The 16744-nt window shown below is 71.9% G+C and carries 15 protein-coding genes; 8 read left to right on the top strand and 7 right to left on the bottom strand.

The window, feature by feature from the left end:
• Positions 1–96 precede the first annotated feature (96 nt).
• Positions 97–873: an SDR family oxidoreductase gene (locus ID804_RS04765; RefSeq protein WP_169077857.1), complete on the top strand. Its 777-nt coding sequence runs from the start codon at positions 97–99 to the stop codon at positions 871–873.
• A gap of 36 nt (positions 874–909) precedes the next feature.
• On the opposite strand, the gene ID804_RS04760 is transcribed toward ID804_RS04765, so the two are convergent.
• Together ID804_RS04760 and ID804_RS04755 are read right to left on the bottom strand one after the other, a co-directional pair.
• Positions 910–1257, bottom strand: coding sequence for a cupin domain-containing protein (locus ID804_RS04760; RefSeq protein WP_169077856.1), 348 nt, complete (start codon positions 1255–1257; stop codon positions 910–912).
• Positions 1254–2675 (bottom strand): NAD(P)/FAD-dependent oxidoreductase, encoded by a 1422-nt coding sequence (locus tag ID804_RS04755; protein WP_169077855.1) that lies wholly within the window; start codon positions 2673–2675, stop codon positions 1254–1256. The genes ID804_RS04760 and ID804_RS04755 overlap by 4 nt, the downstream gene beginning before the upstream one ends.
• 74 nt (positions 2676–2749) lie before the next feature.
• On the opposite strand from ID804_RS04755, the gene ID804_RS04750 reads away from it, so the two are divergent.
• The 6 genes from ID804_RS04750 (at position 2750) to ID804_RS04725 (ending at position 9451) form a co-directional block, all read left to right on the top strand.
• On the top strand, positions 2750–4648 hold the full coding sequence (locus ID804_RS04750) for an alpha-amylase family protein (protein WP_223158984.1): 1899 nt from the start codon (positions 2750–2752) through the stop codon (positions 4646–4648).
• Positions 4649–4693: 45 nt separating this feature from the next.
• The gene (locus tag ID804_RS04745; RefSeq protein ID WP_188219161.1) at positions 4694–4945 is read left to right on the top strand and encodes a type II toxin-antitoxin system Phd/YefM family antitoxin; all 252 of its coding nucleotides are present in this window, start codon (positions 4694–4696) and stop codon (positions 4943–4945) included.
• Complete coding sequence (locus ID804_RS04740; RefSeq protein ID WP_169077852.1) at positions 4942–5331, top strand: type II toxin-antitoxin system VapC family toxin; 390 nt, start codon at positions 4942–4944, stop codon at positions 5329–5331. The genes ID804_RS04745 and ID804_RS04740 overlap by 4 nt, the downstream gene beginning before the upstream one ends.
• 101 nt (positions 5332–5432) lie before the next feature.
• A complete protein-coding gene (gene pepN / locus ID804_RS04735; RefSeq protein ID WP_169077851.1) occupies positions 5433–7976 on the top strand; it encodes an aminopeptidase N in 2544 nt (847 codons plus the stop codon).
• A gap of 66 nt (positions 7977–8042) precedes the next feature.
• Entirely contained in the window at positions 8043–9038 is a 996-nt protein-coding gene (locus ID804_RS04730; RefSeq protein WP_169077850.1) for a mechanosensitive ion channel family protein, read from the top strand.
• Positions 9038–9451: a globin gene (locus tag ID804_RS04725; protein ID WP_169077849.1), complete on the top strand. Its 414-nt coding sequence runs from the start codon at positions 9038–9040 to the stop codon at positions 9449–9451. The genes ID804_RS04730 and ID804_RS04725 overlap by 1 nt, the downstream gene beginning before the upstream one ends.
• Positions 9452–9627: 176 nt before the next feature.
• On the opposite strand, the gene ID804_RS04720 is transcribed toward ID804_RS04725, so the two are convergent.
• From ID804_RS04720 to ID804_RS04700, 5 genes are all read right to left on the bottom strand, one after another.
• Positions 9628–10473 (bottom strand): HpcH/HpaI aldolase/citrate lyase family protein, encoded by an 846-nt coding sequence (locus ID804_RS04720; protein ID WP_317451177.1) that lies wholly within the window; start codon positions 10471–10473, stop codon positions 9628–9630.
• Positions 10470–10934 carry a MaoC family dehydratase gene (locus tag ID804_RS04715; RefSeq protein WP_317451220.1) on the bottom strand — a complete coding sequence of 155 codons (465 nt, stop codon included), beginning with the start codon at positions 10932–10934 and terminating at the stop codon, positions 10470–10472. Before ID804_RS04715 ends, ID804_RS04720 begins: the two co-directional genes overlap by 4 nt.
• 68 nt (positions 10935–11002) lie before the next feature.
• Positions 11003–12151 (bottom strand): acyl-CoA dehydrogenase family protein, encoded by a 1149-nt coding sequence (locus tag ID804_RS04710; protein ID WP_169077847.1) that lies wholly within the window; start codon positions 12149–12151, stop codon positions 11003–11005.
• Positions 12148–14370 carry an ATP-binding protein gene (locus ID804_RS04705; protein WP_169077846.1) on the bottom strand — a complete coding sequence of 741 codons (2223 nt, stop codon included), beginning with the start codon at positions 14368–14370 and terminating at the stop codon, positions 12148–12150. Before ID804_RS04705 ends, ID804_RS04710 begins: the two co-directional genes overlap by 4 nt.
• 5 nt (positions 14371–14375) lie before the next feature.
• A complete protein-coding gene (locus tag ID804_RS04700; RefSeq protein WP_223158998.1) occupies positions 14376–15911 on the bottom strand; it encodes a carboxyl transferase domain-containing protein in 1536 nt (511 codons plus the stop codon).
• A gap of 187 nt (positions 15912–16098) precedes the next feature.
• Here ID804_RS04700 and ID804_RS04695 point away from each other — a divergent pair, with 187 nt between their 5' ends.
• On the top strand, positions 16099–16725 hold the full coding sequence (locus ID804_RS04695) for a TetR/AcrR family transcriptional regulator (RefSeq protein ID WP_188219160.1): 627 nt from the start codon (positions 16099–16101) through the stop codon (positions 16723–16725).
• The last annotated feature ends 19 nt before the right edge of the window (positions 16726–16744 follow it).

The raw sequence follows: 16744 nt of genomic DNA, 5'->3' as shown, positions 1-16744 counted from the left end.
CGATTCTAGGCCCGCGCTAAGCGGGTCGAAGGTCCCTGGTCGGGCGCCCGCGGGCGGTGCGAAGCTGAGCGCAGATCCGATCACGAAGGAGTCATCATGACCCGCACCTACCTCGTCACGGGCTCGGCGAGCGGCATCGGCGCCGCGACCGCGCGAGCGCTCACCGACCAGGGCCACCGCGTCATCGGCGCAGACCTGCACGACGCCGACATCGAGGTCGACCTCACCACGCATGAGGGCCGCGAGACGCTCGTCGCACGGGCGCGCGAGCTCAGCGGCGGCACCCTCGACGCCGTCATCGCCAACGCGGGGCTGTCGAGCCCGTCGACGGCGACCGTCGCGGTCAACTACTTCGGCGCGCTCGCCACGCTCGAGGGCCTGCGCCCGCTCCTGGCCGGCTCGTCGGCGCCCCGCGCGGTCGCGACGGCGTCGATGGCGTCGCTGTTCCCCGTCGACGACGAGCTGCTGCAGGCGTGCCTCGCGCATGACGAGCCGGCCGCGCTGCACCGGGCGCAGCACCTCATCGACGCGGGCGCGGGCGGCCAGGTGTACGGCACGACGAAGCGCGCGCTGGCCCTGTGGATCCGCCGGAACGCTGCGAGCGCCGAGTGGGCCGGGGCGAGCATCCCGCTCAATGCGGTCGCCCCCGGCATCATCCGCACGCCGATGACGGCCGATCTGACGGCGACGGAGGAGGCGACGAAGGGCCTGCTCGAGATGGTGCCGATGCCGCTCAACGGCATCGCCGACGCGCGCGTCGTGGCCGACCTGCTGGTCTTTCTGACGAGCGAGGCGAACTCGCACCTGTGCGGTCAGGTGATCTTCGTCGACGGCGGCAGCGACGTCGTCATCCGCGGCGACTCCACCTGGTAGCGGCGATCGGGCGGGATGCTCGGGGCGCGCCGCGACTCAGGCGATGTAGATCTTCCGCAGCGTCTCGAGCACTTCCCACTCGGTCTCCTCGCCGTCCTCGAGGCGGCCGACCGAGCCGGGCAGCAGCTCGGTCTCCGAGCCGTCCTCGCGGCGAAGGATCGCCCGGCCGCGCAGCACGACGAAGACCTCCTCGACCTCGACGTCGGTGACGATGCCGGGGGTGAGCTCCCACACGCCGACCTCCCAGTCGTCGACCTCGGTGAGGGCGAGCGAGCCGACGTGGGGCTGGCCGTCGACGACCTGCTCGTCGTCGACGGGCTCGAGCTCGAGCTCGAGCGTGAGGGCCTGCAGCACCGTGGGCGCGTCGAGCGGCAGCGAGGTCATGAGTCGAACCCTAGCCCCACGGCGTCGAGCGTGCGCAGGAAGAGGTTGCGGCGCCCTTCGCGGTGGTCGGCTCGGTCGAGTGCCCAGCGCACCGACTGCACCGCGGGGAAGGTCGCCGGCTCGGGCGGGAACGGCAGCGGCATCTGGTTCACCATCGCCAGCGAGGTGCGCTCGGTCTCGAGCCCGGCGAGCTGGTCGAGCATGACGTTCGCCGCGAAGCGCGTCGCGGCGACGCCGAGGCCGGTGAAGCCCGCCGAGTAGGCCACGCGCCCGCTGTGTGCAGTCGCGTGGAACGCGCAGAACCTGCTCGAGGTGTCGATGACGCCGGCCCAGCGGTGCGTGAAGCGCAGGCCCTCCAGCTGCGGGAAGGTCGTGAAGAAGTGGCTCGCGAGCTTCTGGAACGAGGTGGGGCGATCGTCGTACTCGGGCCGGATGCGCCCGCCGTAGTGGTAGATCGCGTCGTAACCGCCCCAGAGGATGCGGTTGTCGGCCGAGAGCCGGTAGTAGTGGAACTGGTTGGCGGTGTCGGCGACGCCCTGCCGCCCCTGCCAGCCGATCGAGGCGAGCTGCTCGGTCGTGAGCGGCTCGGTCATGAGCACGTAGTCGTACACCGGCACGGTGTGCAGGCGGTAGCGCTTCAGCAGCGACGGGAAGGCGTTGGTCGCGAGTGCGACGCGCTCGGCGCGCACGACGCCGCCGGGCTTCGTCGACAGCAGCACGGCATCCGTCTCGGCGCGCAGCCCGGTCACGGGCGAGTGCTCGAAGACCTCGACGCCGGCCTCGAGGCACGCCCGCAGCAGCTCGCTCGCGAGCTTGCCGGGGTGGGCCAGCGCCGTATCGCGCGTCGACAGCAGGCCGCCCTGGTAGGTCGGTGAGGCGATCTCGCGCTGCATCGCGGCGGCGTCGTAGAAGCGCTCCGTGTCGCCGTCGTGCGCCTCGGCCAGCTCGCGCACCTGGTACGGCTCGGTGGCGACGGCGAACGAGCCGACGCGCTCGAAGTCGCACCGCCAGCCCTCGTCGTGCACGGTCGCCTCGATCTCGTCGAGGTTCTGCATGCCGAGGCGGTCGAGCGTCGCGAGCTCGTCGGGGAACCGCTGCTCGCCGTTCTTCGCCCCGTGCGTCAGCGTCGCCTCGACGAAGCCGCCGTTGCGTCCGGAGGCGGCCCAGCCGATGCGGCGGCCCTCGAGCAGCACTACGCGCGTCGACGGGTCGCGGCGCTTGGCGAGCAGGGCCGTCCAGAGCCCGGCGTAGCCGCCGCCGACGACCGCGAGATCGGCGTGCACCGTGGCGGTGAGCGCCGGCTGCGCGGAGCGGGTCGGCAGGTCGTCGAGCCAGAAGACCTCCAGGCGCGAGCCCTCCAGGGACTGCGCGACGACGCGCTCGTCGGGCCGCTGGCGTTCGAATACCGTGGTCGACATATCGTCATCGTGCCACACGTTGTCCAGATGGACAACAGTCGGGCGGCACGACCGAGCGCGAAGGGATGCCCGCGATGGAGCGAGCACTGCACGACACCCTGGCCACCGCCCGCCTCGCGAGCACGACCGACGCCGACTGGGCGGTGCTGGTCGGCAGGGTCGAGCGCGAGCTGCCGCGCCTGACGACCCTGTTCCGCCGCGTCTACGGCGAGAGCGAGCGCACCGAGCGCGAGCTCGCGCTGCTCGTGACCCAGCTCGCGACGAGCTGGCAGCAGCGCTCCCCCGAGCTGCGCGCCCTCGACGCCGCCCGCGAGGCCGATGCCGACTGGTTCCAGTCGAATCGGATGCTCGGCGGCGTCATCTACGTCGACCGCTACGCGACCGACCTCGAGGGCGTGCGCGCGCGCATCCCCTACTTCCAGGAGCTCGGGCTGACCTACCTGCACCTCATGCCGCTCTTCCTCGCACCGGAGGAGAACAGCGACGGCGGCTACGCGGTCTCGAGCTACCGCGAGGTCAGCCCTGCGCTCGGCGATATGGCGCAGCTCACCGCCCTCGCGGCAGAGCTGCGCGAGGCGGGCATCGCGCTCGTCGTCGACTTCATCTTCAACCACACCTCGAACGAGCACGAGTGGGCGCAGCGCGCGCTGGCGGGCGAGCGCGAGTTCGAGGACTACTACTGGGTCTTCGACGACCGCGAGATGCCCGACGCCTACGAGCGGACGGTGCGCGAGATCTTCCCCGACGACCACCCGGGCTCGTTCGTGCCCATGCCCGACTCCCCCGACGGCTCGCGCACCGGGCGGTGGATCTGGGCGACCTTCCACAGCTTCCAGTGGGACCTCAACTACTCCAACCCCGCCGTCTTCCGCGCCATGGCGGGCGAGATGCTCTTCCTCGCCAACCGCGGCGTCGACATCCTGCGCATGGACGCCGTGGCCTTCATCTGGAAGCAGCTCGGCACCGCCTGCGAGTCGCTGCCCGAGGCGCACCTGCTGATCCAGGCGTTCAACGCCGCGCTGCGCATCGCCGCCCCCGCCGTGCTGTTCAAGTCGGAGGCGATCGTGCACCCCGACGAGGTCATCCAGTACATCTCGCCCGAGGAGTGCCAGCTCAGCTACAACCCGCTGCAGATGGCGCTCATCTGGAACTCGCTCGCCACGCGCGACGGCCGCCTGCTGCAGCAGGCGCTCGAGCGCCGTCACGCGCTGCCCGCCGGCACGGCGTGGGTCAACTACGTGCGCAGCCACGACGACATCGGATGGACCTTCGCCGACGAGGACGCCGCCGAGCTCGGCATCGACGGCTACGAGCACCGGCGGTTCCTCAACGCGTTCTACGTGAACCGGTTCCCCGGCTCCTTCGCGCGCGGTGTGCCCTTCCAGGACAACCCGAAGACGGGCGACTGCCGCATCTCGGGCACCACGGCATCGCTCGCGGGGCTCGAAGCGGGCGATGCGGGGGCGATCGATCGCATCGTGCTGGCCCACAGCATCCCCCTCTCGACCGGTGGCGTGCCGCTGCTGTACCTCGGCGACGAGGTCGGCCAGCTCAACGACTACGGCTACCTCGAGAACCCCGCGCACCGCGACGACAGCCGCTGGGTCAACCGGCCGCCGTATCCCGCCGAGCGGTACGCGCAGCGCCACGACGCGACGACCGCGGCAGGGATGCTCTTCGCGCGCCTCACGCACCTGCTGGCCGTGCGGCGCGCCACGCCGGAGTTCGCCGGCAACCGCCTCATCGGTTTCGACGCCAAGAACCCCCACGTCATCGGGTATCAGCGGCCCGGCGTCGGCACGCGGGTGCTGTGCCTCGCCAACGTGGCCGACGAGCCGCAGACCGTGACGGCCCTCACGCTCTCGGGACTGCCGTCGAGCGGGCTCAGCCTCATCGACGGCGGCGCGATCGACCTGCGGCGCGACCTCGTGATCCCGGCGCACGGCATCGTCTGGATGCGCGTAGCCGCCTAAAGCCGATCGCAGTCAAACTGCTACGATTGCTACACCTAAGGAGACATGATGGTTGAGCGACTGGCACACCGCGATCTGCGCAATCGCAGCTCTGAGATCCTGCGCACCGTCGCGGCCGGGGGCACCTTCGAGATCACGAACCACGGCAAGGTGGTCGCTCTGCTCAGCCCCCCTGCTCCTGATGGCTCTCTTCGCATCCGCCGCGCGAGCAGCGCTCGACCTTTCCGAGAGATCCCGCGCATCCGAGCGGCCGAGAGCACGGCATCAGCACTCGAGGCGCTGCGCGACGAGGGATGAGGATTTACCTCGACACGTCGGCCGCCGCCAAGGTGCTCGTCGACGAAGCGGAGTCAGAGGCGTTGACCGCCTATCTCGACGATGTGCGCAGCAACACGGAGATCGTGTCGAGCGCCCTGCTCGAGACGGAGCTTCGTCGTCTGGCGGGGAGGCTGGGACTCGATCAATCGGCGGTCTCCGACCTTCTGACCCGCATCGATCTCATCGACCCGTCGCGCTCGATCTTCCACGAAGCGGGTGTTCTGCCCGGCCCGACCCTCCGCAGCCTGGACGCCCTGCACCTCGCGACCGCGCTCCGTATCGAAGCGGATGTCGTCGTGGCCTACGACCTCCGACTGCTCGACGCTGCGCGCGACCTCGGGCTCGCCATCGACTCCCCTGCCTGAACGAGCGGGCCGCATCTGCACTGCGCCCGGCTGGGCCGAATAGGCTGATCCCGCCCAGCCACGAGCTGAGCATTCCCCTGTGTGCCGAAGGAGGCCCCACTGTGCCCGGAGAGAACCTGACCCGCGCCGAAGCCCAGGAGCGCTCGTCGCTCGTCGCGACCGAGAGCTACGACATCGCGCTCGATCTGACCACGGGGCCGGAGGTGTTCCGGTCGACGTCGACCGTCGTCTTCACCGCCACCCCCGGCGCGAGCACGTTCATCGACGCGATCACCCGCACGGTGCACAGCGTCACGCTCAACGGCGTCGAGCTCGACGCGGCCGCCATCGCCGACGGCACGCGCATCCAGCTCGACGGCCTCGCCGAGCGCAACGAGCTCACGGTCGTCGCCGACCACGAGTACACGAACACCGGCGAGGGCCTGCACCGCTTCGTTGACCCGGTCGACGGCGAGGTGTACCTGTACTCGCAGTTCGAGGTGCCCGACAGCCGCCGCGTGTTCGCGGTGTTCGAGCAGCCCGACCTCAAGGCGACCTTCCGCTTCACGGTGACGGCGCCGGCCTCGTGGGTCGTCGTGTCGAACTCGCCCGTCGAGTCGCGCACCGAGGAGGGCGACGCGGCCACGACCGTGTTCGCCACGACCAAGCGCATCTCCAGCTACATCACCGCGATCGTCGCCGGCCCGTACCAGAGCGTGCACTCCGAGCTCACGAGCGCCGACGGCCGCACCATCCCGCTCGGCATCTTCGCCCGCGCCTCGCTCTTCGAGTACCTCGACGCCGACTACATCTTCGACATCACCCGCAAGGGCTTCGAATACTTCGAGTCGAAGTTCGGCGTGGCTTACCCGTTCGAGAAGTACGACCAGCTCTTCGTGCCCGAGTTCAACGCCGGCGCCATGGAGAACGCGGGCGCCGTGACCTTCACCGAGACCTACGTCTTCCGCTCGAAGGTCACCGACGCGATCAAGGAGCGCCGCGTCGTCACGATCCTCCACGAGCTCGCCCACATGTGGTTCGGCGACCTCGTGACGATGAAGTGGTGGAACGACCTGTGGCTCAACGAGTCGTTCGCCGAGTGGGCGTCGACGATCGCCACGGCCGAGGCCACCGAGTGGCACGAGGCGTGGACGACCTTCCAGGCGATGGAGAAGAGCTGGGCGTACCGCCAGGACCAGCTGCCCTCGACGCACCCCGTCGTCGCGACGATCAACGACCTCGAGGACGTGCAGGTCAACTTCGACGGCATCACCTACGCCAAGGGCGGCAGCGTGCTCAAGCAGCTCGTCGCGTGGGTCGGTGAGGAGGCGTTCTTCGCGGGCGTCTCGGCGTACTTCCGCAAGCACGCCTGGGGCAACACCGAGCTGCGCGACCTGCTCGCCGAGCTCGAGGCCGCGAGCGGCCGCGAGCTGACGTCGTGGAGCGAGAAGTGGCTCGAGACGGCGGGCGTCAACACGCTGCGCCCCGAGCTCTCGGTCGATGACTCGGGAGTCATCACGTCGTTCGCCGTGCTGCAGAGCGCGCCGGCCGACTACCCGACGATCCGCCCGCACCGCATGGCGATCGGCTTCTACGACCTGGTGGATGGTGCGCTGACGCGCACGCACCGCCTCGAGCTCGACGTCGACGGCGAGCGCACCGACGTGCCCGAACTCGTGGGCCGGAGCCGCCCCGCGCTCATCCTGCTCAACGACGACGACCTCGCGTACGCGAAGATCCGCCTCGACGAGGTCTCGCTCGCGACGGCGATCGAGCACCTCGCGGCGATCGAGTCGCCGTTGGCCCGCGCGATCGTGTGGGGCTCGGTGTGGGATGCGACGCGCGACGCCGAGTCGAAGCCGAGCGACTACGTGCGCCTCGTGCTGGGCAACATCGCGACCGAGACGGAGTCGACGACGCTGCGCACGACGCTCACGCAGCTCACGACCGTCGCGCGCCTCTACGTCGACCCGGCACGCCGCGAGCAGACGATCGTGGAGGTCGCCGACGCGCTGTGGGCGCTCGCCCAGGGCGCCGAGCCCGGCAGCGACGCGCAGTTCCAGTTCGTGAAGTTCTTCGCGAACATGGCGGCGACCTCGTCGCACGCCGAGGTCCTCGCCGGGCTGCGCGACGGCTCGATCACCCTCGAGGGCCTGGCGGTCGACACCGACCTGGAGTGGGAGCTGCTGGAGGGCCTCGCGCTCGTCGGCGCGATCACCCCCGCCGACGTCGATGCGGCGCTCGAGCGTGACAACACCTCGAACGGCCAGCAGGCTGCGGCGCGCGCCCGGGCGGCGTTCCCCGACGAGGCGAGCAAGGCAGCGACGGTCGAGCACCTGCTCACCGACGACTCGGTGCCGAACGCGATCGTGCGCATGGCGACGATGGGCTTCCAGCACGTCAACGACCCCGCGAGCCTCGAGGGCCTCGTGGGCCGCTACTTCGACGCGCTCGTCGAGGTGTGGGAGTCGCGCAGCTACAAGATCGCCGAGTATCTGATCCTCGGCCTCTACCCGACGCCGCTCGCGTCGCTGCGCCTCGTCGACGCGACCCGGGCCTGGCTCGACGCGAACGCCGACCAGCCGGCTGCGCTGCGTCGCATGGTGTCGGAGAACCTCGCCGGCGTCGAGCGCGCGCTCGCCGCGCAGGAGCGCGATCGGGCGTAGCGCACTCCGGTGCGACGACGGCCCCTGCTGAGCGACTCGGCAGGGGCCGTCGCTACGCTGGTGCGGATGGATTCCTTCGACTGGTCAGCCCTCGGCGACGGCATCTACGCCTTCTACCTGACGTGGAGGGTGCCGCTGCGCATCCTCGCCGTCATCATCGGCGCCGCACTGCTGCGCCTCGTGCTCAAGGCGTCGATCAAGCGCGTCGTCGATCGCGTCGTGAACGGCGTCAAGAAGGCGCAGGCGGTGGAGCACACCGTCGAGCTCAGCGCCTCTCCGCTCATGGCGGTGCGCGTCGTGCAGCGCACCCGCACGATCGGCTCGGTGCTCAACAATCTCGTGACGTGGGCGATCGTCTCGGTCGCGATCGTGCTCGTGCTGAGCGAGCTGCAGTTCTCGGTGACGGCGCTCATCGCGAGCGCGGGCGTGCTCGGCGCGGCCCTCGGCTTCGGCGCGCAGAACGTCGTGAAGGACATGCTCAACGGCTTGTTCATGGTGTTCGAGGATCAGCTCGGCGTCGGCGACATCGTCGACCTCGTGACGACGCAGGGGCCGGTCTCGGGCGTGGTCGAGCTCGTGGGCGTGCGCGTGACGCAAGTGCGCGACGTGAACGGCACGCTCTGGTACGTGCGCAACGGCGAGATCGCGAACGTCGGCAACAAGTCGCAGGGCTGGGCGCGGGTCATCCTCGACATCCCCGCCCCGTACACGAGCGACATCGACGCGGTCGAGAAGACGATGCTCGACACGGCGCAGGGCCTCGCCGACGACGCTACCTGGCGACGCAAGATCCTCGAGAAGCCGGAGGTGTGGGGCATCGAGTCGATCTCGGCCGAGGCGCTTGTCATCCGGCTCGTCATGAAGGTGCGGTCGGGTGACCAGTTCGACATCGCGCGCGAGTTGCGGCGCCGCATGAAGCTCTCGCTCGACGAGCTCGGCGTGACGCTGCCGGCGCTCAACCGCCTCGTGCTCGACGGTCTCGACGCGAAGGACGCGCAGGGCCGCAAGCCCTCGGGGAAGCCTGCCGGCAAGCCGGCGGCAGAGGCGAAGGCGGGCGACTGATGCCCGATCTCACGCTGGGGCCCACGGGCGGACCGACGGACCCGATGTTCGCGCAGGTCGGCGGCCATGCGACGTTCGAGCGGCTCGTGCGCCGATTCTACGACGGCATCGAGTCCGACCCGGTGCTGCGCCCGATGTACCCCGACGACGACATGGAGGGCGCCGTCTGGCGCCTGACGGCCTTCCTCGAGCAGTACTGGGGCGGCCCGACGACGTACAGCGAGCAGCGCGGGCACCCCCGCCTGCGCATGCGCCACATGCCGTTCAAGGTCAACCCAGACGCGCGCGACCGCTGGCTGACGCACATGCGCACGGCGCTCGACGAGCTCGCCCTGCCGCCGCTGCACGAGGAGGCGATCTGGGATCACCTCGAGCGCGCCGCGTACGCGATGGTGAACACGTTCGAGGAGTAGGGCGGTCGAGCAGCACTGACGGCGGGCGACGGCTGAGTCGCCGAGTCGTTGCCTTGCAGAACTCCGGAGAGGGCGAATCGCGCTCACGCACTCCGGACTTCTGCAAGCGGCGCGGGAGGCACACAGCATGGTCGCCGAAACGACCACCGGGAACGGCTGCCGGACGGAACCGGCGCCTACTCCCCCGCGCGCTGCAGCACCCGCCGCGCGTGACGCAGCACCGGCTCGTCGACCATGCGGCCCTCGAAGGCGAAGACTCCCGCGGCTCCCGCCTCGACCGCGGCGGCGAGCACACCGCGCGCCCACGCCACCTCCGACGGCGAGGGCCGGTACCCGGCCCTGATCGTCTCGACCTGGCCCGGGTGGATGCACGCCGTCGCCGCGAAACCCTGCGCCACCGCATCGCGCGCCTCCTCCTCGAGGCCGGCCAGGTCGGCGATGTCGAGGTGCACGGCGTCGATCGCCGCCTTGCCGTGACCGCCGGCGGCGAGCAGCACGCGCGCCCGCGCCTGCCGGGCGACGTCGCGGTAGCGGCCGTCGGGGCCTCGGCTCGAGGTGCCGCCGAGCGATGCCACCAGGTCCTCCGCGCCCCACATGAGGGCGACGACCGAGCGCTCCGCGGCGAGCTCCTCTGCGGCGAGCACGCCCGCCGCGGTCTCGATGAGCGCGACGATCGAGCATCCTGTCTCAGCGGCCAGCGACGCCGCATCGGCGGCGCGCTCCGCCTTCGGCAGCATGAGGATGCGGTACGGCGTCGCCGAGACCGCCTCCACATCGAGCGGGTGGTCGGCCGTGCCGCGCGCGTTCACTCGCACGATCGCGCGGGTCGGGTCGAGATCGGAGGCGAGCAGCGCCTCGCGCGCGCGCTCCCTGTCGTCGGCGGCGACGGCATCCTCGAGGTCGACGATGACCGCATCGGCACGGTCGGCCGCCTTCGCGAAGCGCTCGGGGCGGTCACCCGGCACGAACAGGATCGCCGGGCCGAGCGCGAAGCCCCCCACCGAGCCGGCTGGCGCGCTCACGGCGCCGCGCCCTCGCACCAGACGAGCGTCGAGCGCGTCGCGGTCGCGACGACGACGCCCTCCTGGTTGCGGCCCGTGTGGCGGAGGGTCACGATGCCCTGCCCGGGCCGCGAGCCCGAGAGCCGCTTCGCCTCGACGAGCGTCTCGCTGTAGAGGGTGTCGCCGTGCCGCATCGGGTGCGGGAAGGCGACCTCGGTGAAGCCGAGGTTGGCGACGATCGTGCCCTGCGTGAGCTGGGCGACGGATGCCCCCACGAGGGTCGAGAGCGTCAGCATCGAGTTCACCAGCCGCTCGCCGAAGGGCTGCTCGGCCGACCACGCCGCGTCGAGGTGCAGCGACTGCGTGTTCATCGTCAGGGTCGTGAAGAGCACGTTGTCGGCCTCGGTGAGCGTGCGGCCCGGGGCGTGGACGTAGGTCGCGCCGACCTCGAACTCGTCGAACCAGAGGCCGCGCTGCACGATGCGACGGCCGCTCGGCTCGCCGCCGCCGGGAGCGGGCGCCGCGCCTGCGCCGGGCGCATCCGCCCCGCTCACGCGAACCCCAGCTCGCGCGCGATGATCATCAGCTGTACCTCGGTCGTGCCCTCGCCGACCTCGATGACCTTCGAGTCGCGGTAGTGCCGCGCCACGCGGTACTCGTTCATGAAGCCGTACCCCCCGAAGATCTGGGTCGCGTCGCGGGCGTTCGCCATCGCCGCCTCGCTCGCCACCATCTTGGCGATGCTCGCCTGCTTCTTGAAGGGTTTGCCGCCCACGAGCCGGAACGCGGCGTCGTAGGTCGCGAGCCGCGCCTGGTGCACGCGGGCCTCCATGCGCGCCAGGGTGAACGCGATGTGCTGGTTCGCGCCGATCGGGCGGCCGAACACCTTCCGGCTCTTCGCGTACGCGATCGCCTCGTCGAGGCAGCCCTGCGCTGCGCCCGTGCCGAGCGCGGCGAAGGCGACGCGGCCCTCGTCGAGCGTCTCGATGAAGTTCGCGTAGCCGCGGCCGCGCTCGCCCAGCAGGTGATCCTCCGGCACGCGCGCGCCCTGGAAGGTGAGCGGGTGCGTGTCGGAGGCGTGCCAGCCGACCTTGTCGTATGCGGGCTCGACGGTGAAGCCGGGCGTGCCGGTCGGGACGAGGATCGCGCTGAGCTCGGCCTTGCCGTTCTCGTCGTGCCCCGTGACCGCGGTGACCGTCACGAGCTCGGTGATGGGCGTGCCCGAGTTGGTGATGAACTGCTTCGAGCCGTCGATGACCCACTCGCCGCCCTCGAGCCGCGCCGTCGTGCGGGTCGCGCCCGCGTCGGAGCCCGCCTCAGCCTCGGTGAGCCCGAACCCGGCGAGCGCCTCGCCCGAGGTCAGGCGCGGCAGCCAGCGCTGCTTCTGCTCCTCCGTGCCGCTGCGGTAGATCGGCATCGCCCCGAGCCCGACGCCGGCCTCGAGGGTGACGGCGATCGACTGGTCGACGCGGGCGAGCTCCTCGATCGCGAGGCACAGCTCGACGTAGGTGCCGCCCTGCCCGCCGTACTCCTCCGGGAACGGCAGCCCGAACAGCCCCATCTCGCCCATCTGCCGCACGACGTCCACGGGCAGCGTCTTCGTGCGGTCGGCCTCGTACGCGACGGGGTCGACGACCTCGTTCGCGAACTCGCGCACCATGCTCTGCAGCTCGAGCTGGTCGTCGTCGAAGTCGATCATGCGGGGGCTCCTTCGTGGGGGGCGGATGCTGGCAACTCGGGCTCGATGCGCGCGACGACCTGCCCCTGCCGCACCTGGTCGCCGACGGCGACCTCGAGGCGCAGCACGCCGGCGTGCGGGGCGAGCACGGCGTGCTCCATCTTCATGGCCTCGACGGTGACGACCGGCTGGCCGGGTGCGACGTGCTCGCCGTCGGCGGCGCCGAGCGCGACGACGGCGCCGGGCATCGTGGCGCGCAGCTCGGGGCTCGCGGCGGCGCCCGACCCGCCGTGCGCGCGGCCCGAGGCGCGCGCCGCCTCGCGGACGGCGCGGTCGACGAGCCGCAGCGCGATCGCGACCCCCGCGTCGGCGGCCGTCGGCTGCAGCCAGAGCGTCTCGCCGTCGCGGGCGACCGCGAAGCTCGAGGCCGCGCCATCCAGGTGCACCGTGACGACGTCGGCACCGGGCGCGTCGACCGCGCCGGCCGTCAGGGGGCTGACGTGGCTCGCCCCGATGCCGTCACCGTGCGAATGCGACGACGACGTGCGGAGCGCCGCACGTGCGTGTCGCACCGGCACGTCCGCGCCGGCGGGCGAGCCGCTCCCCGGCAGCACGAGCTGCGCGGCGTCGGGCGACCCGCTCACGAGCACGACGGGCGGCTCGGCGTCGGGCCCTGCGGCGAGGTCGGCGAGCTCGTAGCGCACGGGGCGGTGCGTGCCGAGGCGCCATCCGCTGGGGGTGCGCCAGAGCTCGCTCGCGGCTCCGGCTCGCGGGGTCGCGGCGGCGAGCTCGTGGCGGCGCGCGTGCTCGAGCAGGGCCGCGGCGGCGAGCGCCGCGGCATCCGCCGCCGACGCCTCGAGGGCGAGCGCGCCCGCAGCGGGCACGATGCGCTCGATGAGCGAGGTCTCGAGCCGGCCCGCACGCACGTCGGGGTCGGCGAGCACCTGCCGCAGGTACGCGCGGTTGGTGCGCAGCCCGAGCACGCGGGTGTCGGCGAGCGCCGCGTCCAGTCGCGCGAGGGCCGTCTCGCGGTCGGGCCCGTGCGCGATGATCTTCGCGAGCATGGGGTCGTAGTCGGCGGTCACCTCGAGGCCCTCGACGAGCGCCGAGTCGACGCGCACGCCGAGCCCGCTCGCCTCGACGAGCCCCCGCACCGTGCCGGTCGAGGGCAGGAACCCGGCGGCCGGATCCTCCGCGTAGAGGCGCGCCTCGATCGCCCAGCCGTCGAGGGCGAGCGGCGGCAGCGACAGTTCCTGCCCCGCGGCGATGCGCAGCTGCTGCTCGACGAGGTCGACGCCCGTGACGAGCTCGGTCACCGGATGCTCGACCTGCAGGCGCGTGTTCATCTCCATGAAGAAGAACTCGTCGGGGCGCGCGTCGCTCACGAGGAACTCGACCGTGCCCGCGCCCTCGTAGTCGACGCTGCGGGCCACCTCGCACGCGGCCTCGCCGATCGCGGCGCGCGTCGCCGCATCGAGCAGCGGCGAGGGAGCCTCCTCGATGATCTTCTGGTGCCGGCGCTGCAGCGAGCACTCGCGCTCGCCCAGGTGCACCGTCGTGCCGTGGCGGTCGGCGAGCACCTGCACCTCGATGTGCCGGGGCGCGGTGATGTAGCGCTCGAGCAGCAGCGCGTCGTCGCCGAAGGCCTTGAGAGCGACGCGGCGGGCACCCGCGAGGGCCTCGGGCAGGGCATCCGCCTCGTGCACGACCGTCATGCCCTTGCCGCCGCCGCCCGCCGAGGGCTTGATGATGAGCGGGAAGCCGACCTCGGCGGCGGTAGCGATGAGATCGGCGTCCGTCATCCCGGGCTCACCCGCGCCCGGGATCGTCGGGACGCCCCGAGATGCGACGTGCGCCTTCGCCCGCATCTTGTCGCCCATGACCTCGAGCGCGCGCGGGCTTGGCCCGACGAACACGATGCCGGCCTCGGCGCACGCGGCGGCGAGCTCGGCGTTCTCGCTGAGGAACCCGTAGCCCGGGTGCACGGCCTCGGCACCGCTGCGGAGGGCGGCGTCGACGATGGCCTCGACGCTCAAGTAGCTCTCGGCGGCGGGGGCCGGGCCGATGCGCAGGGCGAGATCCGCGAGCGCGACGTGGCGGGCATCCGCGTCGGCGTCGCTGAAGACCGCGATCGAGCGGATGCCCAGCTCACGCAGCGTGCGGATGATGCGGCACGCGATCTCGCCGCGATTCGCGACGAGCACCGAGCGGAAGGGGCGTGGCAGGTCGTGGCTGGTCATCGCGCTCACATCCGGAAGAGGCCGAAGGCCGGGTCGGGCAGCGGCGCGCGGCTGCAGACGTCGAGGGCGAGGCCGAGCACGGTGCGGGTGTCGGCGGGGTCGATGATGCCGTCGTCCCACAGGCGCGCGGTCGAGACGTAGGGGCTGCCCTCGGCCTCGTACTGGGCGCGGATGGGCGCCTCGAAGGCCTCCTGCTCCTCGGCGCTCCACGCGTCGCCGAGCTGCTCGCGGCGCACCGTGCCGAGCACCGCGGCGGCCTGCTGCCCGCCCATGACCGAGATGCGGGCGTTGGGCCACATCCAGAGGAAGCGCGGCGAGTAGGCCCGGCCGCACATCGAGTAGTTGCCGGCGCCGAACGAGCCGCCGATGACGACCGTGAGCTTCGGCACGCGCGTCGTCGCGACCGCCGTGACCATCTTCGCGCCGTGCTTGGCGATGCCGCCCGCCTCGGCGTCGCGGCCGACCATGAAGCCCGAGATGTTCTGGAGGAACAGCAGCGGCACGCCGCGCTGGTCACACAGCTCGATGAAGTGGGCGCCCTTCGCCGCCGACTCGCTGAACAGCACCCCGTTGTTGGCGACGATGCCGACCGGGTGGCCGTGGATGCGCGCGAAGCCCGTCACGAGCGTGTCGCCGTACTCGCGCTTGAACTCGTGGAACTCGCTCGCGTCGACGAGCCGCGCGATGACCTCGCGCACGTCGTAGGGCGTCTGCACGTCAGGCGGGATCACGTCGTAGAGCGAGCTCTCGTCGACGGCGGGCGGGATGCTCTCGCCGACCTCCCACGCGGGCGCCGCGGCCGGCGGCACCGTGGCGAGGATGTCGCGCACGATCGCCAGCGCGTGATGGTCGTCGTCGGCGAGGTGGTCGACGACGCCCGAGACGCGCGCGTGGGTGTCGCCGCCCCCGAGCTCCTCCGCGCTCACGACCTCGCCGATCGCCGCCTTCACGAGCGGCGGCCCGCCGAGGAAGATCGTGCCCTGGTTGCGCACGATGACCGTCTCGTCGCTCATCGCGGGCACGTACGCGCCGCCGGCCGTGCATGACCCCATGACCGAGGCGATCTGCGGGATGCCCGCCGCCGACATCCGCGCCTGGTTGAAGAAGATGCGCCCGAAGTGGTCGCGGTCGGGGAACACCTCGGCCTGCAGCGGCAGGTATGCACCGCCGGAGTCGACGAGGTACACGCACGGCAGCCGGTTCTCGAGCGCGACCTCCTGAGCCCGGAGGTGCTTCTTGACCGTCAGGGGGAAGTAGGTGCCGCCCTTGACCGTCGCATCGTTGCTGATGACGAGCACGTGGCGGCCGTGCACAAGGCCGATGCCTGCGATGACGCCCGCGCCGGGCGCCTCGCCGTCGTAGAGCCCGTGCGCGGCGAGCGGCGCGAGCTCGAGGAAGGGGCTGCCCTCGTCGAGCAGCGCGTCGATGCGCTCGCGCGGCAGCAGCTTGCCGCGGGCGACGTGCCGCTCGCGGCTGCGCTCGGGGCCGCCGAGGGCCGCGGTGGCGAGCGTGGTCTGCAGCTCCTCGACGAGGGCGCGCATCGCGGTGGCGTTCGGGCTGCTGCTCGCGCCTGCCGCGGGGATGCTCGTGCCGAGGGTCGCCATCGACCGCTCCTCCTCGTCTCGGGCTCGTGGCCCTGCTGCGATGGGGTGCCGCGCGGTCGTTCGGTTAACGCCCGCTCACCGGTTCAGGTTAGTCATCGTTCACCGGGCTGTCTACACTGGCGGCATGTCGATGACGGATGCGCGCGCCGCGGCCGCGCCCGAGCCGACGCCCGGCGGCGCGACGGCGCGCGACCGCGCGAAGGCCGAGCGTCGCGCGGCGCTGCTCTCGGCGGCCGCACGACTCTTCGCCGAGCGCGGATTCCCGCGCGTCTCGCTCGACGAGCTCGGCGCCGCCGCGGGCGTGAGCGGCCCCGCCGTCTACAAGCACTTCGTGAGCAAGCAGTCGGTGCTCGCGGCGATCCTCGTGGAGGCGAGTGAGGGTCTGCTCGCCGGCGGGCGCGCCGTGATCGGCGCTGCCGGGGCCGACGCCCGCGCGGCGCTCGAGGGCCTCGTCGCCTTTCACGTCGACTTCGCGCTCAGCAACGCCGACGTCATCCGCGTGCAGGATCACGACCTCGACTCGCTCGCCGACGACGACCGGCACGCGGTGCGCGCGCTGCAGCGGCAGTACGTCGAGCTGTGGGTCGACGTGCTCGCGCGGCTGCGTCCGGCGGAGGCGCGGGTCGCGCTGCGCACCCGCGCGCACGCGTGCTTCGGGCTCATCAACTCGACGCCGCACAGCTCGCGGGCGGGCGCGCGGGTGACGCGGAGCATCCTCGAAGCGATGGCGCTCGCCGCGCTGACCGCCTAGCCGCGCCGCGCCGGGCGGG

This window comes from Microcella alkalica (assembly GCF_014595885.1).
In the GTDB taxonomy this organism is placed as follows: Bacteria; Actinomycetota; Actinomycetes; order Actinomycetales; family Microbacteriaceae; genus Microcella; species Microcella alkaliphila_B.
Note: the sequence above shows the minus strand (reverse complement) of the source record. Positions and strands in the feature narration are given on the sequence as shown.

Excerpts from the sequence above, each read along its gene's own strand:
- ID804_RS04765 (WP_169077857.1), top strand. The coding sequence starts at position 97 with ATGACCCGCACCTACCTCGTCACGGGCTCGGCGAGCGGCATCGGCGCC.
- ID804_RS04760 (WP_169077856.1), bottom strand. The coding sequence starts at position 1,257 with ATGACCTCGCTGCCGCTCGACGCGCCCACGGTGCTGCAGGCCCTCACG.
- ID804_RS04755 (WP_169077855.1), bottom strand. The coding sequence starts at position 2,675 with ATGTCGACCACGGTATTCGAACGCCAGCGGCCCGACGAGCGCGTCGTC.
- ID804_RS04750 (WP_223158984.1), top strand. The coding sequence starts at position 2,750 with ATGGAGCGAGCACTGCACGACACCCTGGCCACCGCCCGCCTCGCGAGC.
- ID804_RS04745 (WP_188219161.1), top strand. The coding sequence starts at position 4,694 with ATGATGGTTGAGCGACTGGCACACCGCGATCTGCGCAATCGCAGCTCT.
- ID804_RS04740 (WP_169077852.1), top strand. The coding sequence starts at position 4,942 with ATGAGGATTTACCTCGACACGTCGGCCGCCGCCAAGGTGCTCGTCGAC.
- ID804_RS04730 (WP_169077850.1), top strand. The coding sequence starts at position 8,043 with ATGGATTCCTTCGACTGGTCAGCCCTCGGCGACGGCATCTACGCCTTC.
- ID804_RS04725 (WP_169077849.1), top strand. The coding sequence starts at position 9,038 with ATGCCCGATCTCACGCTGGGGCCCACGGGCGGACCGACGGACCCGATG.
- ID804_RS04710 (WP_169077847.1), bottom strand. The coding sequence starts at position 12,151 with ATGATCGACTTCGACGACGACCAGCTCGAGCTGCAGAGCATGGTGCGC.
- ID804_RS04705 (WP_169077846.1), bottom strand. The coding sequence starts at position 14,370 with ATGACCAGCCACGACCTGCCACGCCCCTTCCGCTCGGTGCTCGTCGCG.
- ID804_RS04700 (WP_223158998.1), bottom strand. The coding sequence starts at position 15,911 with ATGCGCGCCCTCGTCGAGGAGCTGCAGACCACGCTCGCCACCGCGGCC.
- ID804_RS04695 (WP_188219160.1), top strand. The coding sequence starts at position 16,099 with ATGTCGATGACGGATGCGCGCGCCGCGGCCGCGCCCGAGCCGACGCCC.